Raw genomic sequence first — 25,178 nt, forward strand, 5'->3', positions numbered from 1 at the left:
ACCAGAAAAGACCGATTTGCCTCGGTCCTGCCGAGCATGCACCGCGACACAGTGAATCATTCCCCGGACACCCCTGCGCGCGCGGGGCGAGGTGAAGCGGAATCTGCCGCTCGATTCAGAGTAAAGTCATCTTGCACTACACCGCCGGCAGCGTGAGCTCGGCGCGCAGGCCGCCGATCGGCGCGTTGTTCAGGGTGAGATTGCCGCCATAGAGGCCGGCGAGATCGGTCACGATCGACAGGCCGAGCCCGGAGCCGGGTTTCGACTCGTCGAGCCGCTGGCCGCGCCGCGACACCTGGGCACGCTCGGCTTCCGACAGGCCGCGCCCGTCGTCGTCGACCACAATGCGCAGCCTCGGCCCGGCGCCCGAGGCCTCGGGCGGAACCACGGTCACCTCGACGAACACCTGCGAAGCCGCCCATTTGCAGGCGTTGTCGACGAGATTGCCGACCATCTCCTCGAGGTCCTGCCGCTCGCCGCGAAACCGTGCCGCCGGATCGGCCTTCGCCTCGATCGAAAGGTCGCGATCGCGATGGATCTTCTCCATGGTCCGGCGCAGCGCCTCGATCACAGGTGCGACGTCGGTGATGGTGCTGACGATGGTGGCACGGGCCGCGATCCGCGCGCGCTCCAGATGGTGCGCGACCTGATCCCGCATCAGATCGGCCTGCTCCAGCACCTTGCTGGCGAAAGGATCGGCGGTATGGGCGGCCGCCTCGTTCACGATCACCGAAAGCGGCGTCTTGATCGCATGGGCGAGATTGCCGACATGGGTGCGCGAGCGCTCAACGATCTCCCGGTTGGCATCGATCAGCGCATTGGTCTCGCGCGCCAGCGGTGCGATCTCGACCGGAAACCGGCCCTCCAGCCGCTCGGCGCGGCCGGAGCGGATGTCGGCGATCGCATCCGAGATTCGCTTGAGCGGCGCGAGACCGTAGCGCACCTGGAAGATCGTGGTCAGCAGCAGCACGATGCCGAGCGCGGCGAAGGTGCCGCCGAGATAATAGTCGAAGCTGCGCGTCTCATCGAAGATCTCGGTAGCATCGCCGGCGACGCTGACCAGGAACTTGCCGTCGGCGCCGAGATCGACCGGCCGCTCCACCACGCGCAGGCTCTGGCCTTCGGGCCCGTCGACATAGCCGAGCCGGACCCCGGCAGCGGTCAGCTCGGCGCCGTGCTCCTCGAGCTTGGGCAATTTCTTGTCCCACAGCGAGCGCGAGGCGCGGGTCTCGCCCTTTTCGGTATCGGTCCGGGTGATCTGCCAGTACCAGCCCGACAATGGCAGGTCGAACAGCGGCTCGCCCAGCGACTGGAACTGGCGGTCCGCCGGCTCGTCCGGCGTCGCCACCTCGGCGATCAGGGTGCGCAGATAGAGATTGAGCCGGCGGTCGAAGGCGCGCTCGGTCGCGTCGCGATAGACCGACGACAGGATGACGCCCGTGATCGCCAGGATCACCACCACCCAGGCGGTCGCCGAGACGAACAGGCGTGTCGCGAGCGAGCTGCCGCCCATCAGGGCACGAGCTCGAACATCGCGTCAGCGGGCCGCGACAAGGCGAGTTCAGACATGGCGAATCCAGTCCTCCTGGCGCGGATCATGCCAATGCCCGCATCGCGATCAAGCACCTTAAGAGCATGATCCGATTGAATAGGACATGCTCTTATCCCATTGTTTGGTCCGCGCTTTCTTCACGCGAACGAACCGGCATCCACTTCGCTCGAAAATGCTTCAAGAGCATGATCCCCGCGCAAACGCTTCGCGTTTGTCGCAGGGAAAACCGCTGCGCACTTTTCCGGATCATGCTCTAGGTCGGCGGCGAAAGCATGTAGCCGAGGCCGCGCACGGTCTGGATGATATCGACTTCCAGCTTCTTGCGAATGCGCCCGACGAACACCTCGATCGTGTTGGAGTCGCGGTCGAAGTCCTGGTCGTAGAGATGCTCGACCAGTTCGGTGCGCGAGACCACCCGCCCGGTGTGGTGCATCAGATAGTCGAGCAGATTGTACTCGTGCGAGGTCAGCTTGATCGGATTGCCGTTGACGGTGACCCGCTTGGTCCGGGTGTTCAGCGCCACCGGCCCGCAGTTCAGTTCGACCTGGGCATGCCCGGTCGCGCGGCGCAGCAGCGCGCGGATCCGCGCCAGCACCTCCTCGAGGTGGAAGGGCTTGGCGACATAGTCGTCGGCGCCGGCGTCGAAGCCCTGAACCTTGTCGCTCCAGCGATCTCGTGCGGTGAGGATCAGCACCGGCATCACCCGCTTGTTCCGCCGCCAAGCCTCGAGCACCGAGATACCGTCCATTTTCGGCAGGCCGATATCCAGCACCACCGCGTCGTACGGCTCGCTATCACCAAGGAAATGCCCCTCCTCGCCGTCGAACGCGCGATCGACCACATAGCCGGCGTCCGTCAGCGCGGTGGTGAGCTGGCGGTTTAGATCCGGATCATCCTCAACGACGAGCAGACGCACTTTGGCCTCCGAGAGTGAGCATTACGACATTCCGGCACCAAATGAGGCTTCCCGCCGTGAACGGCTTATGAATGGACCCGCAAGGCGCCGCTAATTTTTCGTCAGGTGCACCATCCGGGGAACCCGCGCAAGCACCCCTGGTTCCCTCCATGAGATGCGCGCGAAGTGAGATTGGGTTTCAGTTTAGGGTATTTTAATACCATAAACTTGAAAGCAATTGTTGCTGGCAACCTTCCGGCGGACCGGAGCGCGGACAACATGTCGGGTCATTTGCAGCCGACCGGCAAGTTAACCTTCGACGACCATTTTCATGTCGCTGACACCGGCGATGCGCTAATTCAACGGCGGCGCGCCCAGCGCATATGGACCGGGAAGAACGCGTTGCTTGTTTCAAAGATACGGAGGTTCGGCGTGATTGCAGGCTGGCTTGCGCTTGCGCTCATCGCCTTCGTGACACTGTCCCCGATCCAGGACCGTCCCTCGCTATTCCATCCGCAGATCGAGCATTTCGCGGCGTTCGCCGTGATGGCGCTGGCCTTCGTGCTGGGCTACCCGCGGCGCACCGCGCTGATCGTGCTCCTTGTCATCTTCAGCGCGTTCACGCTCGAAGCAATGCAATTCCTGACACCGGATCGTCACGGCCGCCTGATCGATGCGATCGTCAAGGTGGCGGGGGGTCTGGTCGGCATCGGCGTCGGTCGCTTCATGCTGCTCGTGCTGCGTAACCAGCTCGGCCGGCTGAGGTCGGGCGTGGAGCAGTCCGCGAACTGAGCGGCCGGCGCATTGCGCTCAATCGCGCTTCGGCGCTTCCGCCGACTTCGTGTCGTCTTGCGCCATGCATTGCTGAAAGAAATGCAGCCGATCGCCATTCATCGGCACGGCCCCCGGTCGCTTGTAGGGGTAGAACATGTAGGCCGCGCGCAGGCAGCGCTTTGCGGTCTCGGCGGCGGATGCGGCGACGGCGGCACGCGATGCCAGCAGGAGCGCCAGCACGACACTGAACCGGATGGACACCCCGCTCACGGTTTCTCGCATTCCGAGTAGAACACGCCATTTGCGGCCGCCAGCCGCTGCAGGCAATGCCGCTTGTCGGTGACCGCGCCCTCGACCGTGAAATCGTAGACCTGCGCCTTCAGGATCAGCGCGTAGCGTCCCGGCGGCAGCGGCGCGTCGTCGCGCGGCAGGATCTCGAACATCTGCGGATCGTCCTTGAGCGGCGCCGCGCGGAACGGGATCGAGATGTTGCGGATCACCCAGCTGTCGTCGCCCGGCGAGACCACCGGCTTGCCGGTCGCGTCGAACGTGGTCTGCTGGCTCACATGCGCGATCAGACGTACATCGATCGGATCGGAGGCGCCGCCGGCACCCTCGCGCCGGAACACGATGAAGCGGAGATGTCCGTCAGGCAGCGTGGTCTCGCTCGGCCTGGTGATCGCCGCCGAGATCGCCACCCGCGGATCCGGCGCACGCCCCTGGATCAGCTGCAGTTCGTAGAGCTTGCGGCCGCTCTCGGCATAGACGCCATAGACGGTCGGCAATGGCCGTTTCGGCGGCGGCGGCGCGGCGGCCGCAGCGGCCGGCGCCGGGACGGCCGCGACCACCGCCGGCCTTTGGGCTTCGGGCGGCGCCGATGCCAGCGTGCCGGCAATCATCGCGCGGGCCGCAGCCAATGACACGCCGCGTTGCTGCAGCAGGACAACGGCCGCGATCAGCCCGAAGAACGCCAGCATGACAACGTAACGCAGCGGCGCCGACGACGACCATCGCGGACCACGCGTCACCGCGGCAGGCTCGACGCGATCGAGGGTCGTGACAAAGGCCGGCTCGGCATCGATCCGGGGCGGTGCCTCGATCCGCCGCGCAGCGCCCGCCGCCTCGAGGAATGCGGGCAGCGCCCGCGCCGGCGGCACCTCGAATTTCTCGATCACATTGCTCTTGGTGAGCGCTTCGACGCCTTCGATCGCCACTTCCAGCGCCTGCATCAGACGCTGCTTTTCCGCCGGATCCTCGTGCGCGAGCTGCTGCAGCTTCTGCCGCGCGAGCTCGTAGACCGCGCTGCGCAGCTGCTGCGGGTCGGCGCTCACGGAATCGATGGTTCGTGCCAGCACCAGCGCGAACTCCACCTCGGGGTGCGCAGGACCGATGTCCCTGACAGTTCTCTGGGCCGGCGTCGGCGTCATAAATGTTAGTCTGGTTTGCCCATAATGTTACAACATTCTATGTGGATTTTACCGTTAACACAAACCACCAGGCCGGCAGATGACGCCCCGGTTTGACCGCCCCGATCCGAGCAGCATCAGGATTCATTGACCCGTTCTCTGCCCATCCTGGACCAGTGGTTGTTCGCGCCCAAGCGGGACCGTCGATCCTGGCCGGACGTCCTGCTCCTCGCGGGATGGGTCGCGCTGGTCGGCTTCCAGATCGGCCGTCACGTGATGTGGCGCGACGAGGTCCGGGCGCTCACCATTGCCCTGAACGGCGACGATCCGGTCGCCATGCTGAGAGAGTTGCATGGCGAGGGCCACCCTGCCCTCTGGTACCTTCTGCTGCGCGGCGCGCATGCCGTCTTCGATCGGGTCGAGGTGCTGCCCGCCGTCGCCTTCGTGGTCGGGCTCATCACGGTCGCACTGCTGATCTTCCGGTCACCATTCCCACGACTGTTGGTCCTGCTGCTGATCACGAGCCATGCGCTGTTGTTTGAGTATGTCGTGATGGCCAGGAATTACGGCATCTCGGCCCTGTTCCTGTTCGCGATCGCGGCCTGCTATCGGGCCCACCGCGACCGTGGTCTGCTGCTCGGCGCACTGCTGTTCCTGCTCGCCAACACCAACGTCGTCGGCGCGATCATGGCCGGCGCATTCCTGCTGTTCTGGCTGCTCGACCTGCTCGAGACCCGAGGGAGCCGTGACTGGCGCTGGTCGCCGCAACTCACCAACTTCGCGATCAATGCAACGATCGCGACGATTGGCGTCGTGATCTGCGCGGCGACGATGTTGCCGACCTATAATGACGCCGCGGCCCGGGACTGGTCGCACGAGTCACCACTCGCGGCGGCAATCCTGTCCCTCGTGAACCCCGGCGCGACGTCGCTGGGCGCGCTGTTTGCCAATCTGCTGCCGGGGGTCGCGGGATCGGTGCTGCTGTTCGGCGCGACGCTCGGGCTCTTGCCGCGGCGACCGGCCTTCCTCGCCGCCATCGCCGCCCTGTTGCTGACGTCGTTGTTCTTCGCCGTCGCCGCCAACGGTGCCTACCGACATGCCGCGGTCTGGCTGAGCTTCCTGATCGCGCTTTACTGGATCGGCTGGAGCCGGGTCACCGCGCCATCCGGCTCTCGCGCATGGCTCGACCGGCGATTGCCGGCGATCGGACGCGTGTCGCTCCTGCTGGTGCTCGCGATCCAGACCGCCGCTGGCATCAACGATTTGCGCAACGCGGTGACCGGCGTGGTCGCGAGCCGCAGCGCCGATCTCGGCCGCCTGATCGCCTCGCGCGCTGATCTCACCGATGCAGTGATCCTCGCCGAGCCGGAATGGCTGGTCGAGGCGCTGCCCTACTACGTCAAGAACCGGATCTATCTCGCGCGCGACCACAAATTCGGCAGCGTCGTGATCTTCTCGCGCAAGGGCAAGATGGACAGCGATCTCGGCGAGACCCTGCGCCTTGGCCGCGAGCTTCGCGACACGACCCGTGCGCCCGTCATCATCCTGCTGGCCTACCGGCTCGACGAGATCACGCCCGACCGGAACTACGACGAAGGCAAGGACTGGCGGACGTTCCGTGCCTCAGCGGCGCAGATCCGCGATTTCCGCGAAGCGACCACGATGCTGCGCCGCTTCGGCCCCGCCAAGACCGACGAGAGTTTCGACGTCTACCTCCTCAACTAGGCGATCGATCAACGACGACAGAAAAAGGACCGCGCGATGGCGCTGATGGACAGCAAGGTCGAAGCCGGCAAGCCGCCGGCCGCAAGCATCGGGCAGTATCTTTCCATCCTGCGGCTCGATCACAGCACCAAGCACATCTTCATCGTTCCCGGGATTGTCCTTGCCTGGCTGTTGCGCGGCCCGAGAGGCGAGCATATCGCAAGCGCTATCGTCCTCGGCCTTGTGGCCGCGATCTGCATCGCGTCGGCCAATTATGTGATCAATGAATGGTTCGACCGCGACTTCGACCGGCATCACCCGACCAAATCGCAGCGCTCCGCGGTGCAGAGCGCGATGGACGGCAAGATCATCGGGCTAGAGTGGCTGCTGCTGGTCGCGCTCGGCCTCGTCTGCGCATCTACCAGCAGCCGCCTGATGCTGTTCGCAACCGGCATCTTCGCCGTGCAGGGCATCGTCTACAATGTCCCGCCGCTCCGGAGCAAGGACAAGGCCTATTTCGACGTCATCTCGGAATCCGTCAACAATCCGCTGCGGCTGTTGATCGGCTGGGCGATGATCGATCCGACCTCGCTGCCGCCGGGCTCGGTGATCCTGTGCTACTGGTTTGGCGGCGCGTTCCTGATGGCGGCCAAGCGGCTGTCCGAATATCGCGAGATTGCCGCGTCCCATGGCAAGGAGCTTCTGGCGCGCTACCGCGCGAGCTTCGCGCACTATACCGAGGTGTCGCTGACGGCCTCGTGCCTCAGCTATTCGCTGTTCTCGGTGTTCTTCCTCTCGGTGTTCCTGGTGAAGTACCGCATCGAGTATGTCCTTGCGATGCCGCTGGTGGTGATGCTGTTCACCACCTACTTCTCGATGTCGACGTCGCCGGGGTCGTCGGCGCAGAAACCCGAGAAGCTCTGTGGCGAGCGTGGCCTGATGCTGCTCGTGCTGGCGCTGGTCGCCGTCTTCCTGGTGGCAAGCCTTGTCGACATGCCGTTCCTCGCGCGGCTGGCCGAACAGCACTACATCACATTGAACTGAGCCTCTCGCGGCTTGATCGTTATTTGAGCATGATCTTGTCGGAAAACCGCTTCGCACTTTTCCGGATCATGCTCTACCGCCGGCGCGGATGCGCCTTCTGATGCCAGGCCCAGGCCGAGCGAATGATGTAGCCGAGATCGGACCGGCTGGCCTTGAAGCCGAGGCCGCGCTCCGACCTGGAGGGATCGGCCACCAGGATCGGCGGATCGCCGGCCCGGCGCTCGCGCACCACGCTCGGCACCGCTTCACCGGTCTCGGCGCGGATCGCGTCGAGCACCTGGCGCACCGAATAGCCGGTGCCGGTGCCGAGATTGAACACGCCGCCGGCGTCGCCCTTCAGCAGCAGCTCGAGCGCCGCGATATGGGCGCTCGCGAGATCATCGACATGGATGTAGTCGCGCACCGCGGTGCCGTCGGGCGTGTCATAGTCTTCGCCGAAGATGGCAAAGTCCGGCACGTGCCCCAGCAGCGCCATCAGCGCGCGCGGAATCAAATGCGTCTCGGGATCGCGGAGTTCGCCGATGGTGACGGAGGCGTCGGCGCCGCAGGCATTGAAATAGCGCAGACAGACCGAGTTGAACCGATAGGCCGCGCGGTAGTCGGCCAGGATCTGCTCGATCATGAATTTGGAGCGGCCGTAGGGATTGACGGTCGGACCTGCGGCACTCTCGGGAATTGGATCGCGTCCGGCGTTGCCGTAGACCGCGCCGGTGCTGGAAAACACCAGGCGGTCGCAACCCGCCTCACGCATGCCGCGCAGCAGGCCGAGCGTGCCGGCAACGTTATTGGTGAAGTATTTCTGCGGATCCGCCACGGACTCGCCGACCGCACTGAACGCGGCGAAATGCATCACGGCGAGCGCGTTGTGGTCGCGGATGGTGGCGGCGATCTTGTCATGGTCGGCGACGTCGCCGATCACGAGCGGTCCCCATCGCACGAAATCGCGGTGACCGGTGGACAAATTGTCGTAGACCACCGGCAGAAATCCGGCCTCGGCAACCGCCTTGGCGCAATGGGATCCGATATATCCCGCGCCACCCGTGATCAGGATTGAACCCCTGCTCGCCATTGAAAGTGTTGTCCCTGCGCGAACCAATCCCGCGCCTCAACCGGCGCAGTGATCGCATCGGTACGACATTCCGTCCGAGGCGGCAAAATGACGATGGGAATAGCGTTAAGACTGAACGGATTTGCAGCCGAAGCGACGGTCAGCGCGACCCCAGCGGCACGTTGGTCCGTTGACCGACCGGCGGCCCGTGCCGCGACGCTCTGCCATAGGGGTAAGCCGGTGTTGCCGGCGGGACCGGCTGGGTCGCCTGCGGCCGCGATGTCGGAACACCACCGCCCGGTCCATCGATCGAATAGCGTGTTGTGCCCTGCGTGGTCTGCCCGGTGCCCTGTGCAAGCACCGGTGTGGCTAGGGCGACGACCAGCGTCGCTGTTGTGACAAGGCCGGCTAGCTTCATGTCGATGCCTCGATGGGTTGAACCGGGGTCAACCGTCGATGCCTCCAATCGTTCCGGCAATGTCGCCGCGGCGCGCTGGCGATCGTCGCTGCTACGAAAAATGGCGCGGCGAAATGTCTCGCCGCGCCATTTTCGATCGATGGGGCTCGTTCAGGAATTCAGGCGCCGGCCTGCGCGACGCCAGCCCAGTGGTCGGGGTTCGCCGGGGTCTGCATCCTGACCCAACGATAACGCGCCTGCGACCAGCTGCGGATCTGCGCATTCAAATTGTCGAGCACCATGTCTCCACCCTTGGCGCGGACCACCAGCACGAGATGATGCTCGCCGGAGGAGGTCACAACCTCGCTCAGCAGAAGGTCGCGCATCGGCCAGCCGCGCGCCAGCAGCTCGTGGCGCTTGCTGACCGCGTAGTCGTTGCAATCGCCGCGCGCCGGATTGATCAACCATTCCTCGCCGGCAAGGCCGCGTTCGTTGCGCTGTGGCACGATGCTGCGATTGACCGATGCGTTGACCTCGATCAGGTCGGCGATGCGTTGCTTGGTCAGGCGTGTGGCGCCGCCGCGGAACACCATCCGGGCGCGGGCTTTCGGCTTGCACTCGTCGGCATAGCGCATACAGAACATGGTGTAGGCCATCGGGGCCAGCGTCGGCTCGCTGAAGCGGATCTTCTCGATCACGCCGCGCAGCGGCAGCGGGAAGCCGACCATTCCAGCCTGGGTGTTCTGTGCGCTTGTCCCGAGCGCAAGGACGGCCAGAACCAGGGCCATCACTCTCTTGACGTTGTACATTCATCACTCCCCACAGTGACGGGAAGCATGTACGGGAAATGTCTTGAGCTTGGGCTCAAGCGCGCGGCGGCATTTGTTTCAAATGCGAGGGTGTGCGCGAGCAATACGTTAACCAAGCCTGCGGGGCGCCGCCGTCAGGTCAAGGGCCGGTTGCGGCCCGAACTCTTTCGTTCCCATGCCGGCATGGTTGGCCTGTCGTGAAGCCGCCGGCGCGCTCTGTTAAATCGCCACCCGCTGCCTGGGCGCGATCCCGCACCAGCTCATCACGAGATCGGCGAGCATCTTGATCTCGAGATCCGCGGGCGTCCCGCCGGCGAAATCGGCGACCGATTGCCCCAAGGCGACGGCGCGCACATAGGCCGAGCGGCTGCCGATCATCGGCCCGATCTCCTCGTCGAGCGTATCGAGCTCCTCGATCAGCTGCTGGCCTTCGAGCGTGCGCTGGTCGACGCGATTCGGCACGATCATGGCACGGAGCGCCGTTCGCCGCGTGGCGCGCACTTCCCGCACGATGTCGAGCGTCCGCGCGGTGGCCTCGATGTCAAGGCCGGACGGCGTGCACGGCATCAGCACGATATTGGCGACCGCGAGCACCGCGCCCAGCACCCGATCGTTCGGCGCGGAGTCCACCACGATGATCTGATGCGGAATCTGGCGCATCAGCTTGGCCCATTCGGCGACCGGCCGGGTTTCCGGATCAAGCTGGTAGACGGGGAACGACAGATTGCCGGGCTCGGCCCAGTGACACGCGGACGCCTGCGAGTCGGCGTCGACCAGTCCGACCACGCCCGTGCGCCGATCCAGTTCTGCGGCGAGCAAGACCGCAAGGGTCGTCTTTCCGACTCCGCCCTTGCGCTGGGCAACCGAGATGACAAGCGGCATCGCAAACTCCTGGCGTTATCCCCCGTACGTGCGCGGGAGGACACCTTCATCAACGAGCGTCAGCATCCGGGGCAGACAGACCCGCCTTGCGTCGTAATTGTCCCGCACGAAGCTGCGCGCCTTCATCCGCATCTTCTTGAAGGCCTTGGGCCGTGACAGCACCGAGACTATCTGATCCGACAGCGCATCAATATCAAAAAACGGCACCAGCAGGCCGTTGCCGTCCGAGATGATATCGCGAAGCGGGGCGGTGTCGGACGCCACCACCGCACATCCCGCGCTCATGGCCTCCAGCAGCGACCAGGACAGCACGAAGGGATAGGTCAGATAGACGTGCACCGAGGAAATCTGCAGCAGCTCGAGATACGGTTCCCGAGGAATCCGGCCGAGGAAATGCACCCGGCGCAGGTCGATGTCCGGCTTGATCTCGTCGAGGAACATCGACTTCCAGCTCGAACCCTTGGGTGGGTTCGCCCCGTAGGATGTCCCGCTGCCGCCGACGATCACAACCTGCGCATTCGGCCGCGCGGCGAGGATCCTCGGCAGGGACCGCATGAAGATATGGAATCCGCGCACCGGCTCGAGGTTGCGCGAGACGTAGGTGATCACTTCGTCGTCCGCCGACAGCGTCGCGCCGTTCGGAAGCTGAAACCGCGCGACGGGATTGGGCTTCACCTCGTCGGTGTCGACGCCCTCGTGGATCACCTCGATCTTGCTCTGAAACTCGGCGGGAAAGGTCGACCTCTGCCATGGCGTCGGCGAGACGCCCGTATCGCATTCCGTGAGCGCCAGCAGCGTGGTCGCATTCTTCAGATGGAGTGCGACGTTGCCATCAAGGCCCGTCATGGGAAACTCGGGATCGAAGCCGACGTCCCTGCCCTCGGCACCGTAGTAGAATTCGCAATAGAGGATGATCCGCGCGCGCGGAAACATCGTGCGCAGCGGCAGCGTCTCGCCCCAACCGGGATGCGCGAAGATCAGGTCGGGCACGAAGCCTTGCCCCGACAGCGACGACAGCGCGTACAGAACCTCTTCGGCACGCCGCGATTCGACATCGAAGCGCCGGGCAAACGGATGGACGACCGCGGAATCCGTCTTGGTCGTCGAATATTTGAGCAGCCGGATATCCGGCGTCGTGCTCGCGGTCGATGAACCGACGGCAACGACCCTGTTGCCGGGCTGCTCTGCGAGCGCGCGCGCAATGTGGCGGTACTGGGCCGGAAAGTTATTGTGGACGAACAGGACGTTCATTGGCGGGCGAGCGCGCCCCCCGGCCGCGCGGTCTTCGATTGGGGTCAGGGTCTGCATCATCACCGGCGGTATGTCATCGATTGGCGAGTAAAACTATCTTACCGGATTAACATTAAGCCCCCTTCTATCACACAGATTTTTGGGGCACACTGCAGGAGACTTACCAATCCATTCCGTTAGGCTCGCAGGCGACAATGAACGAACAGATTCAGCAGAAAACCATTGATCTGGCACGGGGTCTCTTCCTGGTTCGATACAATGGCGCAGATGATAAGGTGTCACCTCCGGTGGTGCGCGTATACGCGGATCGCGCCAGTCTTAACAATTGTAATATCATTACCGGACCGGACGTGGTCAATGGAACCCTGTTCGCGCCCGAGACCGCGCTGGTCGTGTCGGTCGCCCGACCGAGCCGCCTGATCGTCGAGGTCACGGCAGGGCGCGTCGGCGGGTCGACCGCCGCCAATATCAAGATCGAGCCGCTGACCCAGGGACAGGCGGCTGAGCATCAGCCGGCCAGCCAGCCATTCGACATGTTCGAGCCGGAGGCCGGCCCCGGCGAGTTGAGCGATCTCAAGCTGCTCGCGCATGTCGCGGGCCTGGGCGACGTGACCGTCGGCTCGAATGTCTGGATTGCCGGACCGTCCGCGCCGGCCCGGATCGAGGGAATTTCCCTCGAATGGCCCAACAAGCCGCGGGATCTCCAGCTGCAATATGCCGTCAAGTTCGCTAGGCCGCAGCGCGGCGACAACCAGTTCGTTCCTCTCGGAACTTTTGCCGGAACCCGGGGACGCGCATTGGCCATCACGGGGTTCTCGCTGGAGGCCTCGGGTCCCGGCGCGGATCGCTTCTCCATCGCGGCTGAAACCATCTTCCTGGGGGCTCCGACCCTGCGGGTCACCGGGAACCGGATTGTGGTGTCGGGTCCCTCAGGACGGGAACCGCTGGTGGGCCTCAAGCTCAACCTCGAGGAGCGCCGGGTGCAGGCAGCCCCGCTCGCGCCCCAGCAGCCACGGCGCGTCGAACCCGCCGCTCCGATGCCGCACCAGGACGGACCCCGCCTCGAGGGACGGGTGCGCGTGTTCCGGAGCCGGCAGGGCGCCGTCAAGACGGCAGGCTGACCATGCGGGCAGATAAGGGCGCCACTTGACCGCCGACGCGCGCAGGATCGCCTTTACGTCCAAAACGCTCCACCACGTCGATCTCGAGCGGGCCGCTGTCGGGGCGCTCGAGGCGCGTGATTTCCGCCTGGCGTTCGCGCTCGCCGACCGCCGCTGCCGGATCCTGCCGCATCCGGGCGCTCGCGCCCATCTGCTGCGCGCGGAAGCGCTGTTTCATCTCGATCTCAGGGATGCGGCCATCGCCAGCGTGGCGAGGGCGCTCGAGCTCGAGCCGGACGATCTGGTCGCTGCCCGGCGAATGATGGCTTGGGGCGACGACCTTCAGCAGATCGAGGCGGCGCGAAGCGTCACGCGGCGTGATGACGATCCGGATTCGGTCAGGAGCGCCCTCCTTCTGCTCGAACAGAGCGGCCAGGACAGCTGCGCCCGCATCGACTTTCTCGATGAAGAGGTGAAGGGATGGGTGACGTGGCGCGGGCCGGACGACCCGCACCTTTCGCTGGCGCAGGCGGATCAATCCAGCACGATCCAGCTTCCCGCCGATCCACGCCACAGATTCGCGCGTGACGGGCGACAGGCTGCGAGCTTCCGTCTGATCCGGCCCGCATCCGCGACCTCGCAGCGCCTGCAGATCACGCAGGCGGACCGGGTGATCGCAAGTGTTCAACTCCCGGCCAACCGCGTTCCGGATCATCGGACCGCACCACGCCGGCCGGCTCGCCTTCGAAACGGCGAACCCCCTCCGCTCACCATCATCATCCCGGTATACCGGGATCTGGCCGCAACGCGAGCCTGCATCGACAGCGCGTTGAATGCGCTCGCCTGCACGCCGGGCTCGACCATCGTCGTCGTGGATGATGCGTCGCCCGAGCCCGACATCAAGCACCTGCTCAATGAGCTCGCCGCCGAATTCCGCATCAGGCTCCTGACCAACGAGCACAATCTTGGCTTTGTCGGCGCGGTCAACCGGGCGCTCGGCGAGACCGGCGCCGGCGACGTCGTGCTGCTGAACTCGGACACGATCGTGCCGAAATACGCGCTGCAACGCCTGCGCAGCGCCGTGCAAGCGACGCCGCGGGTAGGCACGGCGACCCCGCTGTCGAACAACGGCGAATACACCAGCTTTCCAGTCCCGAACCGGTCAAATCCCCTGCCCGCGGCCGGCGAAATCGAATTGCTGGATGAACTTGCAGGCAGGGCAAATTCCGGGATTGCCATCGACATCCCCAACGGCATCGGGTTCTGCCTCTACATTACCCGCGAATGCCTCGACGCCGTGCGCGAGCTCTCCGACGACTTCTATCGCGGCTATCTCGAAGACGTCGACTTCTGCCTGCGCGCGGCGGAGGCGGGCTTCCGCAACGTCTGCATTCCTTCGGTTTTCGTCGGACACGAGGGTTCGCGCTCGTTTCTGGGCGAGAAGCGTTCGCTCGTGATGCGAAATCTTCGCGTTCTCGAACACCGTTACCGGCGCTATGCGACGGACTGCGCCGCATTCCTGCTTGCCGATCCGCTCCGCGATTGCCGGGCCGCGCTTGAGCTCAAGCTGCTCACGAACCAGCAGGTCGCCATCGGCCCATCCGTCATCCTGTGCGGCTCGTTCGCCGGCCGCGCAATTGCCATCAGGCGCTGCCGGCAGTTGGCGGCAGAGGATCAGCACGGTGTGGTCGTGCAGATCCGCTCCAAGGGACAACGCCAGCTGGCTGCGATGTTCGATCCGGATGGCGGAGCGCCGCAGTCGATCGTACTCGACGTTGCGACGCCTGAGGGCCGCGAAGCTCTTCTGAAGTCTCTCGCCGATCTCGGAATCCGATCGCTCGAGATCGCAGAGCCGAACCGCATTCCCGGCGCATGTCTGGCGCAGCTCACGCAACACTTTGCCTACGACCTCCTGATCACCGACACCGCGCTTGCAACGCGCGCGGCGGTTGGATCAGGCGTTCATCCGGACTGGGCAAGCCTGGTCGCCGGGGCGCGGCGCGTGACTGCGATCGATGACCACGGCGCGGCCTTTTCGGAAGGGGTTCTCGGCCTGCAAGCCGTGAGGCTGAGCGACCCGCCCGCGCCGCCGGCGCTGTATCCCGCCGCGAGCGGCCCCGCGCGTCTCGGCCTGCTGGTCCTGCACGCCAACGCCGCGGAATTTCGCTTCATACGAGCGTTGAGCGATCAACTGGCCGACGCCGACCAAGACGTCGAGATCATCGTGCTGGGAAGTACCCTCGACGATCTCAAGCTGATGCAGCGCACCAATGTCATCGTCACCGGCGATATTGTCGTCGACGACGTCGCCACGCTCATCGAAGGTCACGGCATCACGAAATTGGTTCTCGACATCGGCAAACCGGCGTTTGGCCATCCGTTGGTGGACGCGCTGCTGGCAACCGGCCTGCCGATCGCCGTGACGGAATGGAGTCCAACTCGTCCGGGACGTGGCCGAAGCACGGACCTGCAGCTGCAGCCAGGCTTTGATGCCGATGCAACGATTGCTGCCGTACGCGACTGGGCGGTCGATGACGTCCTGCTACAACCCGATCGGAGGAGCGGTCGACACCGGCGGCAGGTTGGCACGCGGCTTCCATGATCGCGGCGGCCATGCAAGCGAGGAGAACGGCGTCGAATCCAGCCCCAGCAGTGGGCTGTAATAGGGATCGTCGAGCAGCACCTCGCCCCATTTCGCGCGCAGGATCGACAGCTCGCGCCTGAAGCGTGCCCTGCGATCCGGCGCGGAATCGCGACCGCGGCTTGCCGATTCCAGATGAACGAGTTTCGCGTCCGGCGCGAACACGATCCGCTTTCCGAGCTGGCGCAGCTTCAGGCACAAATCGATATCGTTGAAGCTGATCGGAAAGCGGATCTCGTCCATGCCGCCGACGGCCACGAAATCGCGCTTGCGCATCAGGAGGCACGCCCCCGTCACCGCCGAACATTCGTGCGCCACCTGAAGCAAATCGCCATAGCCGGGATCACCATCCATCCGGTCGTTGAAGGCGTGCGCGGCCGAGAAATTGGCTCCCAGCACCACTCCGCCGTGCTGCACGACGCTGCTCGGCCAGAGCAGCTTTGCACCGACGGCTCCGACGTCGGGAGCCGCGAGCCGCCACAGCATCTCCGCCAACCAACTGTCGTCGAGCGCCTCGACGTCATTGTTGAGAAAGCAGATGTTCTCCGTGTCGACGCAAGCGACGGCGGCGTTGTTGATGAATGCGAAGTTGAAGGACCCCTCGACCGAGATGACGTCGATTTCCTGCGCCGACAGGCTGTCCAGATAGTCCAGCGTTTCCGGCTCGGTCGAGCTGTTGTCGACGACAAGGATCCGGGCGTTCGTCTCATTTGCCGCCGGCATGACCGTCTCGATGCATCGCTTGAGCAGCTCGGCGCGATTTCTGGTCGGGATGATGATGGTGGTGCGCTCGCTCCAATCGACGGCGCGCTTGACCTGAACAGCCGGAAGAAGACCCGCTTTCCGAGGCTCGACATTGGCCTCGATGCCGGCTCTGGCAAAATACGCCTTGCTCGCGGCGACCAGTTCGGAGGTTGCGGCCGATGCATCAATCCGCGGCAATGCCGCAATCGATCCCGGAAGATGATAGGTTCGATCCGGCTCCGCGCAGCAAAGGAAGATGTCGTAGAGCGACGTCGCCGATCGCAGCGCTTCCACGGCAGGCTCCCGACGCACCGCAAAACAATACGCCCCATAGCCCTGCTCGAGCGCGCGTTCGAGATCGAATGCGGAGAACGCCAGCGGCCAGACAGCGCCGGCGCCTGCAGCGACCTCGACATCGCCATAGACCATATCGCAGCCAGGTTCGGACGCGAATAGATCGGCGAAGCGCTGCAAGGCGTCTTCCGCGAGGATCGTTCCGCTCAGACAAAACACAAAGAACGCACTGCCAGCGGCATCGCCGTCGACAAACTCGCGCGCTGCCATCGGATCGAATTGACTGAACGCTCGCGCCGGCAGGGACACCGCCGACCAAGCGGAGTGCCGTTGGGCTTCGAGGCTTTCGATGCTCTCGTCCACCCTGACATCGCCGATCAGGACGACTGCCGCCTCGGATACAACATCAGACTGTTCAGATTGTGTCGTCGGCGAGAAGCGCTCTTTCCAGCCGCGATAGGCGTGAAACGGCATCGAGGCCGGCAACACTCGGTCGAACAGCTCTCCACGAAGCCGCTCGCTATCCCAGCGCCCGAGATCCGCGAGCGTTTGCTCCAATCCGCGATCGAAAGCGACGAAGGAAATCGGCTCCGAGATCAGGCTCCGTCCCGAAATCGTCCGCGCGGATAGTCCGCGCATGCGACCGTCCGCAAAATGCTCGGGCAGATGAAAATCGATCCGGCGGCCTACGCCGAACTCGCCGCCCCGCGCAACGTTGGTCCACCCGGTCGGCTTCACGGTCATCACCGGGCGTTGCGCGATCAGGATTTCGATGTCCTCGTCGATGTCCTGAGCAAGCCAGCCTTCGAAGCGCAGACCTCCGACCCACTCGATATCGCCGATCCGGTGCCATCGCGCTTCCGGCGCAGCGACATCGCAGCGAATCGGAGCACCGACGGGAGTGCCGATATTTGCCAGCCTTGCCTCAATGATCCCGGCGTTCGCGCTGACCTGATCCTGCACGTTGAACGTAAAGCCAAATCGAGCGTCGCCGATCCCGACGTCGGCAAGCTCTGTTACGAACTCGTCACACAATGATGACATGTATGGCTCGCCGTCGACGAGCAGGTCGACAGTGTAACGCCGGCCGAGATCGGCGCGATCATAGACAAACCCGGAAAACGTCGTGCGATCGGATCTGGAGAACCGCGTTTGCAACGACGCGTATTCAGCTCCTGGGGGCTTCTGCTTGCTAATCGTCTTCATGCTCATGTCCACCCTCAAACGGCAGCTCGAATGTCGGTCGATTTCAAGTTGAGAATGTGTCCATGATGCGCCCGAGGTGACTAGCGGGCGCTCAGCTGCACTGGGGCGATCACCGTTTGCACAAAAAGCCGCCGACCTCCAACACAAACTATGCGTTATAAAACTTGGCGTTGTCGGCGCCAATTGTGCTAGTGCTAACTCCTCCTCTCCACACTGATCGACGAGCGGATTCATGAAGATTGCAATGGTTGGAACGGGATATGTAGGTCTCGTGTCCGGAGCGTGTTTTGCCGATTTCGGCCATCAGGTCGTTTGCGTCGACAAGGACGCCGGCAAGATCGAAGCCCTGAAGCGCGGCAAGATCCCGATCTACGAAACTGACCTCGATAAGCTCGTCGACACCAACGCCGCGGCTGGACGGCTGACCTTCACGACGGAGCTCGCGGGCGCCGTCGCGGACGCCGATGCCGTGTTCATCGCTGTCGGAACGCCCTCGCGGCGCGGCGACGGCCATGCGGACCTGAGCTACGTCTATGCTGCTGCCAAGGAGATCGGCGCGGCGCTCAAGAAGTTCACCGTGGTGGTGACCAAGTCGACCGTGCCCGTGGGCACCGGCGACGAGGTTGAACGCCTGATCCGCGAAACCAATCCCGACGCCGATTTCGCCGTTGCGTCGAACCCCGAATTCCTCCGCGAAGGCGCCGCAATCCAGGATTTCCGCCATCCCGACCGCATCGTCGTCGGCACCGAGGACGACCGGGCCAAGAGGGTGATGGGCGAAGTCTATCGTCCGCTCTATCTGAACCAGGCGCCGATCCTCTATACCGCGCGACGCACGGCGGAATTGATCAAATACGCCGCGAATGCCTTCCTTGCCACCAAGATCACCTTCATCAACGAGATCGCCGATCTCTCCGAGAGGGTCGGGGCGAACGTGCAGGAGGTCGCGCGCGGCATCGGGCTCGACAACCGGATTGGAACCAAGTTCCTGCATGCCGGCGCCGGCTATGGCGGTTCCTGCTTCCCGAAGGACACCCGTGCGCTGTTCAAGACCGCGCTCGACCACGACGTCCAGCTGAAAATCGTCGAGGCCACGCTGACCGCGAACGACAACCGCAAGCGCGCGATGGCGCGCAAGGTCGCCAACGTGCTCGGCGGCGAGCTGCGCGGCAAGACCATCGGCGTGCTCGGCCTGACCTTCAAGCCCGACACGGACGACATGCGCGAGGCGCCCTCGATCCCGCTGATCAACGGCCTGATCGACTTCGGCGCCAAGGTTCGTGCCTACGATCCCATTGGCATGGAGCAGGCGCGCAAGGAATTGCCTGAGATCGAGTACTGCAAGGATGCCTATGAATGCGCGCGCCAGGCCGATGCGCTGGTGATCGTGACCGAGTGGCGCCAGTTCCGCGCGCTCGATCTCAAGCGCATCAAGCAGGAGATGAAGCATCCGGTCGTCGTCGACCTGCGCAACATCTACCGTCCGGACGAGATGGCCGCGCACGGCTTCACCTACGACAGCATCGGTCGGCCGCGCTGAGCGCTCGCGCCTGGCAACGATAGCCGCCGGCCCGTTCAATCCTGGAGCCTTGGTTCTGATCAAATCAGAACCAAGGCTCTTTTCTTGTCTGACGCGTTTTCTTCACGCGCACCGGCATCCGCTTCCGAAGCGGCCCTAAGCGTGGGCGGGCGCGCCGAGCTGGACAAACGCATCCAGTTCGCGCGCCAGCGCTTCCTGCCAGGTCGGCATCGCCACGCCGAACTGCGCCTTCAGCCGCGACAGATCCAGCCGCGAATTGCCCGGACGCATCGCCTTGGTCGGGAATTCGGCCGCTGCGATCGGAGCGATGTTCTCGACCGCCAGCGTGACCCCGCGGGACCTCAGCCCGCCGACAATGGCGGTTGCGAAGCCATGCCAGCTGGTTTCGCCGGCGCAGACGAGATTGACGACACCGCCCCGGCGCGCGAGCTGATCGTGCAACGTGGTGAGGTTCGGCAGGACGATGCCGGCGACCGCACCGGCGATCGCTGATGCCGTGGTCGGCGCACCGATCTGATCGGCCACGATCCGCAGCTCCTTACGCTCACCGGCGAGCCGCGCAATGGTGCGCAGGAAATTCGTGCCCTTTGCGGCATAAACCCATGAGGTGCGCGCGATCAGATGCGCCCCGCCCGCCGCCTGGATCGCGACATCGCCGGCAAGCTTGCTGGCGCCGTAGACCGACAGCGGTTCGGTCGGGCTGTCCTCGCGCCACGGCCTGTCGCCCGAACCATTGAAGACGTAGTCCGTGGAGAAATGCACCAGCGGCACGCCGTTCGCTGCAGCCCATTTGGCGATCGCTTCAGGTCCCTTCGCGTTAACCAGGAACGCCAGCTCACGCTCGTCCTCGGCGCGATCCACGGCGGTATAGGCCGCCGGATTGATGATGAGATCGGGCTTCAGACTCTCAAGCTGGCTCGTAAGTCGGAGGCCAAGCGGTCTTAGGAAGACAACTATAACACTCAACTCCTTGGCTCACAGAACGACATGGCTACGATCCGACTTGCGTGTTCCCGTCAACAAGATCCGCATCAGATTTGTCCATAGGTCGGAAGGTTGCTGGCGTCGGCAAGGAGCGGCGCGGCCGCATCCTTGGCCGACAGCTGTGGCTTGTCGACGCCCCACTTGATCCCGATCGCGGGATCATTCCACCGGATCGAGAGCTCGTCCTTAGGGCTGTAGAAATCGTCGCACTTGTAGAAGAAGTCGGCGGTTTCCGAGAGCACCACGAAGCCGTGGGCGAAGCCGCGCGGCACCCATAATTGCCGGCGGTTCTCCTCGCTCAATTCGACCGCGACATGCTTGCCGAAATTCGGACTGCCGACGCGCACGTCGACGGCAACGTCCAGCACCTTGCCGCGCAGCACGGAGACGAGTTTGCCCTGGGTGACCGGGTTTTGCAGATGCAGCCCGCGTAGCACGCCATAGGCCGAGCGGGACATGTTGTCCTGCACGAACGGACGCGTGATGCCGTGCTCGACATAACGCGGAGACTGGTAGGTCTCGAGGAAGAAGCCGCGCTGGTCGCCGAACAGCTTCGGCTCGACGATCAGGACTTCAGGAAGCTCGGTCTTGATGACGTTCATCTAACATTTGTTCCAGTTTGACGCGCTTGAAATGTTAATTTCCTTCTCATAACAAACTTGTGCAGCGCACGCTATATGTTATGTTCTGATAGTCAAATTGTGAGGGACCATGAAAGGCATTATCCTTGCCGGTGGCACCGGCTCGCGCCTCTATCCGGTGACGACAGTCGTCTCCAAGCAACTGCTGCCCGTGTTCGACAAGCCGATGATCTACTATCCGCTGTCGACGCTGATGCTGGGCGGAATCCGCGATATCCTGATCATTTCCACGCCGCAGGACAAGCCGCTGTTCCAGCGCTTGCTTGGCGATGGCAGCGAGATGGGTGTCCGGTTCGCCTATGCCACGCAGGAGACCCCGCGGGGTCTTGCCGACGCCTTCATCGTCGGACGCGACTTCATCGGTGATGACTCCGTTGCCCTTGTGTTAGGGGATAACATTTTCTATGGCCACGGCCTGCCGAGCATGCTGTCGTCCGCCTCGATCCGCAAGAAAGGCGCCACCGTGTTCGGCTATGTCGTGAACGCGCCTGAACAGTACGGCGTGATCGAGCTGGACGGCACCGGCCGGGCGCTCTCGATCGAGGAGAAGCCGAAGCGGCCGAAATCCAACGTCGCGGTCACCGGCCTCTACTTCTACGACAATGATGTGGTCGACATAGCGGCCGGTATCAGGCCATCCCCGCGCGGCGAGATCGAGATCACCGACGTCAACAAGGCCTATCTCGAACGCGGCGACCTCTATGTCGAGGTGCTCGGCCGCGGCTTTGCCTGGCTCGACACCGGCACCCATTCCTCGCTGGTCGAGGCCAGCCATTTCGTCCAGATCCTGGAGCAGCGCCAGGGCCTGCGCATCGCCTGCCCCGAGGAGATCGCGCTGCGCCAGGGCTACATCTCGCTCGAGGCGTTCGCGAGGGTCGCACAGAAGACCGCCAAGAGCAGCTACGGCGAGTACCTGCTGTCGGTCTACCGCTCATTCCACGGCGAGCCGCGCGCGGCGGAGGTATTCAAACATGCGGTTTAAGGGATCGACGATCTTCGTCACCGGCGGCGCCGGCTTCATCGGCTCCGCCGTGGTCCGCCACCTGCTGCGCGACACCCACGCCCGCGTCGTCAACATCGACAAGCTGACCTATGCGGCAAACCTGGCCTCGCTGCCCCGTGCCGCCGAAAGCCTGAACTACACCTTCGAGAAGGCCTGCATCTGCGAGGCGCAGAACCTGCGCCGGCTGTTCGAGAAATATCAGCCCGATGCGGTGATGAACCTTGCCGCGGAAAGCCATGTCGACCGCTCGATCGACGGCCCCGGCGAATTCATCCAGACCAACATCGTCGGCACCTTCACGATCCTGCAGGAGACGCTGCGCCACTGGCGTTCGCTCTCGCCCGAGAAGCGCGACCGGTTTCGCTTCCTGCATATCTCGACCGACGAGGTGTTCGGTTCGCTCGGCGACGAAGGGCTGTTCACCGAGACCACGGCATATGCGCCGAACTCGCCCTATTCGGCCAGCAAGGCATCGTCCGATCACCTGGTGCGGGCCTGGCGCGAGACCTACGAGCTGCCGACCCTGGTGACCAACTGCTCCAACAATTACGGCCCCTATCACTTCCCCGAAAAGCTGATCCCGCACATGATCATCAAGGGGCTCGCCGGCGAGCCACTGCCGGTCTATGGCGACGGCAAGAACATCCGCGACTGGCTGTTCGTCGAGGATCACGCCAAGGCGCTGACGCTGGTGCTGGAGCGCGGCGAGGTCGGCGAGACCTACAATGTCGGCGGCCGCAACGAGCGCACCAACCTGCACGTGGTCGAGAGCATCTGCGACCTGCTCGACGAGGTCGTGCCGGCCGCGGCAGGCCCGCGCCGCCAGCTGATCAATTTCGTCGCCGACCGGCCCGGCCACGACCGCCGCTATGCCATCGACGCCACCAAGCTCGAAACCGAGCTCGGCTGGCGCGCCGAGGAGAATTTCGAGACCGGCATCGCCAAGACCGTGCGCTGGTATGTCGACGAGCAACCCTGGTGGCGCGCCATCCTGGAGGGCGGCTACAAGGTGGAGCGCGTCGGCCTGAACCAGTAGTCGCCGATCTTTCCAATCACCGGCGTGGATGGCCGCCAACAGGACGTCGAGAAGCGCGATGACGACTCAACCAGATATCATCGCTGCTTGACGAGCCGCGACCGCCTTCCGACGGTGGATTGGCAGCCACCCGCCAGACAACAACTCGAGAAACCACGGAATCCCGTCATGAACATCGCAATGGACGGTCAGGAACTGACACTGTTCAAAAGTTTCGTGGACCTCTCGACGCGGTATCTGGAATTTGGCTCGGGAGGAAGCACTTGGCTGGCCTGTCAAACCAAGAAGGAGTGGGTCATTTCCATTGATTCCTCCGCGGAATGGCTCGCCAACGTTGCCGACGCCACGGGCGACGCGAGCACCAAGCCTTTGCTGCTGCACGTCGATATCGGCAAGCTGCGCGAGTGGGGTTATCCCGTGGAAAAGGACAAGGAGCGCTCGTGGCCCGAGTATCACGAACGTGTCTGGGAGCGTCCGGAAAGCAAGACCGCCGACCTGTATTTCGTTGACGGCCGGTTTCGCGTGGCTTGCTTCGTACAGTGCGTGCTTCACGCCGCACCGGGAGCCTTCATCGCAATTCACGACTTCGAGAATCGTCCCCACTACCATTCGGTGCGGACGGTCGCTCGCGAAATCGCGCGCGCCAACAACATGTCGATCTTCCAAAGGCCGGCAGAGATTGATCTCGTCGCCGCACAGCAGTTGCTTGCGAAATACCGGCTGGAACCGCTGTAGCCGATCGCTGCGGCCAGAGTAGCCGATCGCGGCGATCAAGAATCACTTCAAGCACACGATCGGGCGCGCCGCCTGGCGCGCCCTCCTCCAGCGAGGACATCGCTGTTCCCTTGAATTCAGCCCTGAACCAGTTTCTTCAGCTCCGGAAGAAACCTCTGGATCGTGGCGTCTTCGACATCGTTGCGATCGCGCAACGTGAAGAATTCCATTGCGCGGATCTTTTCAGGATCTCCATCGCCGAGCGGCCTGCCCCGCTCACGCTTCTTCAGCAATTGCTGCCGCGACTTCGTGTAGTAGTGATTGATCACGAGCTTGTTCCGCTTCGGAGCAGTGCAGCGCCCGCCGATCGGGAAGACGGGCGCGCCGTCCTCGTGAACGTAGCAACCCAAGACAAGCGATTGATGGGGATGCAGATAGGACACGATGGTGTCAGGCCGCACGATTGACTTCATGATGAAATGATCCGGGAAATCGTCCGGAGCACGACGCGTGAAAGATTCGATGCACAGACCGGCCGGCCTCGCGTCGTGACCGTTCGACCCGAAGTTCAACCAATGCACCGCCACCGCCGGCGCCGGCCCGAGCTCGGTCAAGACGTCCTTGATGTTGCCGGCCTGCGTCGGAAACAGATACTCATCGGCATCGATGAAGGCGCACCATTCGGCACAATTGCGGTAGCTGTCGATCGCATGCGAGAACGCGCGCATCTGGCCGAATTCCCCTTCCACGAAATGATAGGTGATCATTTCCGGCCACGGGAAGGACTCGATCACGGCACGAGTATCATCAGTGCTGCCGTTGTCGTAGAGGTAGAAGTGATCAACGCCGACCAGTTTGTGGAAGTGTAGCCATTCCAGCAGATCGTCGCCTTCGTTCTTGATGGCGCACACCACCGCCAAGCCGTGCTTCTTCCGATCGACCCCGGCGTAGAGCTTCTTGGCCTCCATCACGCGCAGGAGGCCGGCAAACTCTCGCCGCAGATTTTCACTTTTCGGGGCCGCAATGAGCGCGGCAAGATAGACATCCTGCGCTTCATGGGCGGACCCCATATTGAGGGCCGCGATTGCCAGGCGATGCAACACCCGCGAGTCGGATGGCATCTGCTTGACGAGGTCGAGAAGGATTCCACGCGCTCCGGCGAAATCGCATGCCTGCACAAGCGCCGCCGCCTTTGCAAACTGGAATTCCTTGTAATCACCGAATTGCTGCTCCAACTGCTTGACCGATTGGATCAGCTCGTCGGGCTTCGGATTTGCGATCCGCCCGGAAAAGAAATCTCTAAGCCTTGTCTCGATCTCACTTGCTGGAAGCGTATCGAGATTCACGCCTGAGCTGAAACTAGACAATGCTGGAATTTCCATGTCCAACCTGAGCCGCTCCACGAGATCAACAAGCTATTAACATTGGTTCGCACCACGAATTCCCTATTAGCGCACATATCCTACAAGAATAAGGCTATAACACGCGGCGCTCACAATTAACTCTTGTAAGG

Annotated in this window: 23 protein-coding genes; 9 read left to right on the forward strand and 14 right to left on the reverse strand. The window is 63.6% G+C overall.

The window, feature by feature from the left end:
• Positions 1 to 136: 136 nt before the first annotated feature.
• Both Q2M23_RS04040 and Q2M23_RS04045 read right to left on the reverse strand, forming a co-directional pair.
• Complete coding sequence (locus Q2M23_RS04040) at positions 137 to 1,513, reverse strand: sensor histidine kinase (protein ID WP_168859207.1); 1,377 nt, start codon at positions 1,511 to 1,513, stop codon at positions 137 to 139.
• 292 nt (positions 1,514 to 1,805) lie between these two features.
• On the reverse strand, positions 1,806 to 2,468 hold the full coding sequence (locus tag Q2M23_RS04045; RefSeq protein WP_016841655.1) for a response regulator transcription factor: 663 nt from the start codon (positions 2,466 to 2,468) through the stop codon (positions 1,806 to 1,808).
• Between the two features lie 171 nt (positions 2,469 to 2,639).
• Here Q2M23_RS04045 and Q2M23_RS04050 point away from each other — a divergent pair, with 171 nt between their 5' ends.
• Complete coding sequence (locus Q2M23_RS04050) at positions 2,640 to 3,239, forward strand: hypothetical protein (protein ID WP_316394396.1); 600 nt, start codon at positions 2,640 to 2,642, stop codon at positions 3,237 to 3,239.
• An 18-nt stretch (positions 3,240 to 3,257) separates the two neighbouring features.
• Here the strand turns inward: Q2M23_RS04050 and Q2M23_RS04055 are convergent, their stop codons facing one another.
• Complete coding sequence (locus Q2M23_RS04055; RefSeq protein WP_316394398.1) at positions 3,258 to 3,491, reverse strand: hypothetical protein; 234 nt, start codon at positions 3,489 to 3,491, stop codon at positions 3,258 to 3,260.
• Positions 3,488 to 4,648 (reverse strand): hypothetical protein, encoded by a 1,161-nt coding sequence (locus Q2M23_RS04060; protein ID WP_316394399.1) that lies wholly within the window; start codon positions 4,646 to 4,648, stop codon positions 3,488 to 3,490. Before Q2M23_RS04060 ends, Q2M23_RS04055 begins: the two co-directional genes overlap by 4 nt.
• A 159-nt stretch (positions 4,649 to 4,807) precedes the next feature.
• Here Q2M23_RS04060 and Q2M23_RS04065 point away from each other — a divergent pair, with 159 nt between their 5' ends.
• Both Q2M23_RS04065 and Q2M23_RS04070 read left to right on the forward strand, forming a co-directional pair.
• On the forward strand, positions 4,808 to 6,352 hold the full coding sequence (locus Q2M23_RS04065) for a hypothetical protein (protein ID WP_316394402.1): 1,545 nt from the start codon (positions 4,808 to 4,810) through the stop codon (positions 6,350 to 6,352).
• 36 nt (positions 6,353 to 6,388) lie between these two features.
• Positions 6,389 to 7,375, forward strand: a complete 987-nt coding sequence (locus Q2M23_RS04070; RefSeq protein WP_316394404.1) for a UbiA family prenyltransferase — start codon at positions 6,389 to 6,391, stop codon at positions 7,373 to 7,375.
• A 73-nt stretch (positions 7,376 to 7,448) separates the two neighbouring features.
• Here Q2M23_RS04070 and galE read toward each other — a convergent pair whose 3' ends face one another.
• The 5 genes from galE to Q2M23_RS04095 all read right to left on the reverse strand — a co-directional run bounded on the left by galE (position 7,449) and on the right by Q2M23_RS04095 (position 11,762).
• A complete protein-coding gene (galE, locus tag Q2M23_RS04075) occupies positions 7,449 to 8,444 on the reverse strand; it encodes a UDP-glucose 4-epimerase GalE (protein ID WP_316394406.1) in 996 nt (331 codons plus the stop codon).
• Positions 8,445 to 8,583: 139 nt separating this feature from the next.
• Positions 8,584 to 8,841, reverse strand: a complete 258-nt coding sequence (locus tag Q2M23_RS04080; RefSeq protein ID WP_316394409.1) for a hypothetical protein — start codon at positions 8,839 to 8,841, stop codon at positions 8,584 to 8,586.
• 158 nt (positions 8,842 to 8,999) lie between these two features.
• Positions 9,000 to 9,629, reverse strand: coding sequence for a transglutaminase-like cysteine peptidase (locus Q2M23_RS04085; RefSeq protein ID WP_076833281.1), 630 nt, complete (start codon positions 9,627 to 9,629; stop codon positions 9,000 to 9,002).
• A gap of 219 nt (positions 9,630 to 9,848) precedes the next feature.
• The gene (locus Q2M23_RS04090) at positions 9,849 to 10,511 is read right to left on the reverse strand and encodes a ParA family protein (RefSeq protein WP_028345280.1); all 663 of its coding nucleotides are present in this window, start codon (positions 10,509 to 10,511) and stop codon (positions 9,849 to 9,851) included.
• Between the two features lie 15 nt (positions 10,512 to 10,526).
• Entirely contained in the window at positions 10,527 to 11,762 is a 1,236-nt protein-coding gene (locus Q2M23_RS04095; RefSeq protein ID WP_316394417.1) for a glycosyltransferase family 4 protein, read from the reverse strand.
• Between the two features lie 194 nt (positions 11,763 to 11,956).
• Between Q2M23_RS04095 and Q2M23_RS04100 the strand changes: the two genes are divergently transcribed.
• Positions 11,957 to 12,883, forward strand: coding sequence for a hypothetical protein (locus Q2M23_RS04100; protein WP_316394419.1), 927 nt, complete (start codon positions 11,957 to 11,959; stop codon positions 12,881 to 12,883).
• Here the strand turns inward: Q2M23_RS04100 and Q2M23_RS04105 are convergent.
• The gene (locus tag Q2M23_RS04105; RefSeq protein WP_253590646.1) at positions 12,867 to 13,577 is read right to left on the reverse strand and encodes a hypothetical protein; all 711 of its coding nucleotides are present in this window, start codon (positions 13,575 to 13,577) and stop codon (positions 12,867 to 12,869) included. The two genes, Q2M23_RS04100 and Q2M23_RS04105, sit on opposite strands and share 17 nt — an antisense overlap.
• On the opposite strand from Q2M23_RS04105, the gene Q2M23_RS04110 reads away from it, so the two are divergent.
• Positions 13,533 to 15,464 carry a glycosyltransferase family 2 protein gene (locus tag Q2M23_RS04110; RefSeq protein WP_316394714.1) on the forward strand — a complete coding sequence of 644 codons (1,932 nt, stop codon included), beginning with the start codon at positions 13,533 to 13,535 and terminating at the stop codon, positions 15,462 to 15,464. The two genes, Q2M23_RS04105 and Q2M23_RS04110, sit on opposite strands and share 45 nt — an antisense overlap.
• Here the strand turns inward: Q2M23_RS04110 and Q2M23_RS04115 are convergent.
• On the reverse strand, positions 15,405 to 17,981 hold the full coding sequence (locus tag Q2M23_RS04115) for a glycosyltransferase family 2 protein (protein ID WP_316394421.1): 2,577 nt from the start codon (positions 17,979 to 17,981) through the stop codon (positions 15,405 to 15,407). The two genes, Q2M23_RS04110 and Q2M23_RS04115, sit on opposite strands and share 60 nt — an antisense overlap.
• Here Q2M23_RS04115 and Q2M23_RS04120 point away from each other — a divergent pair.
• Positions 17,980 to 19,287, forward strand: coding sequence for a UDP-glucose dehydrogenase family protein (locus Q2M23_RS04120; protein WP_057020237.1), 1,308 nt, complete (start codon positions 17,980 to 17,982; stop codon positions 19,285 to 19,287). The genes Q2M23_RS04115 and Q2M23_RS04120 overlap by 2 nt on opposite strands.
• A gap of 135 nt (positions 19,288 to 19,422) precedes the next feature.
• On the opposite strand, the gene rfbD is transcribed toward Q2M23_RS04120, so the two are convergent.
• Positions 19,423 to 20,253, reverse strand: coding sequence for a dTDP-4-dehydrorhamnose reductase (gene rfbD / locus Q2M23_RS04125; protein WP_316394426.1), 831 nt, complete (start codon positions 20,251 to 20,253; stop codon positions 19,423 to 19,425).
• Positions 20,254 to 20,318: 65 nt separating this feature from the next.
• Positions 20,319 to 20,873, reverse strand: coding sequence for a dTDP-4-dehydrorhamnose 3,5-epimerase (gene rfbC / locus Q2M23_RS04130; RefSeq protein WP_316394428.1), 555 nt, complete (start codon positions 20,871 to 20,873; stop codon positions 20,319 to 20,321).
• Positions 20,874 to 20,982: 109 nt separating this feature from the next.
• On the opposite strand from rfbC, the gene rfbA reads away from it, so the two are divergent.
• From rfbA to Q2M23_RS04145, 3 genes are all read left to right on the forward strand, one after another.
• On the forward strand, positions 20,983 to 21,894 hold the full coding sequence (gene rfbA, locus Q2M23_RS04135) for a glucose-1-phosphate thymidylyltransferase RfbA (protein ID WP_018270712.1): 912 nt from the start codon (positions 20,983 to 20,985) through the stop codon (positions 21,892 to 21,894).
• Entirely contained in the window at positions 21,884 to 22,951 is a 1,068-nt protein-coding gene (gene rfbB, locus Q2M23_RS04140; RefSeq protein WP_057020236.1) for a dTDP-glucose 4,6-dehydratase, read from the forward strand. Before rfbA ends, rfbB begins: the two co-directional genes overlap by 11 nt.
• A 168-nt stretch (positions 22,952 to 23,119) precedes the next feature.
• Entirely contained in the window at positions 23,120 to 23,686 is a 567-nt protein-coding gene (locus tag Q2M23_RS04145; protein WP_225161215.1) for a hypothetical protein, read from the forward strand.
• A gap of 116 nt (positions 23,687 to 23,802) precedes the next feature.
• Here the strand turns inward: Q2M23_RS04145 and Q2M23_RS04150 are convergent, their stop codons facing one another.
• Positions 23,803 to 25,047 carry a glycosyltransferase family 92 protein gene (locus Q2M23_RS04150; protein ID WP_057020235.1) on the reverse strand — a complete coding sequence of 415 codons (1,245 nt, stop codon included), beginning with the start codon at positions 25,045 to 25,047 and terminating at the stop codon, positions 23,803 to 23,805.
• Positions 25,048 to 25,178 lie beyond the last annotated feature (131 nt).

Origin of the sequence: Bradyrhizobium sp. 33ap4 (assembly GCF_032654765.1) — a bacterium.
GTDB lineage: Bacteria > Pseudomonadota > Alphaproteobacteria > Rhizobiales > Xanthobacteraceae > Bradyrhizobium > Bradyrhizobium australafricanum.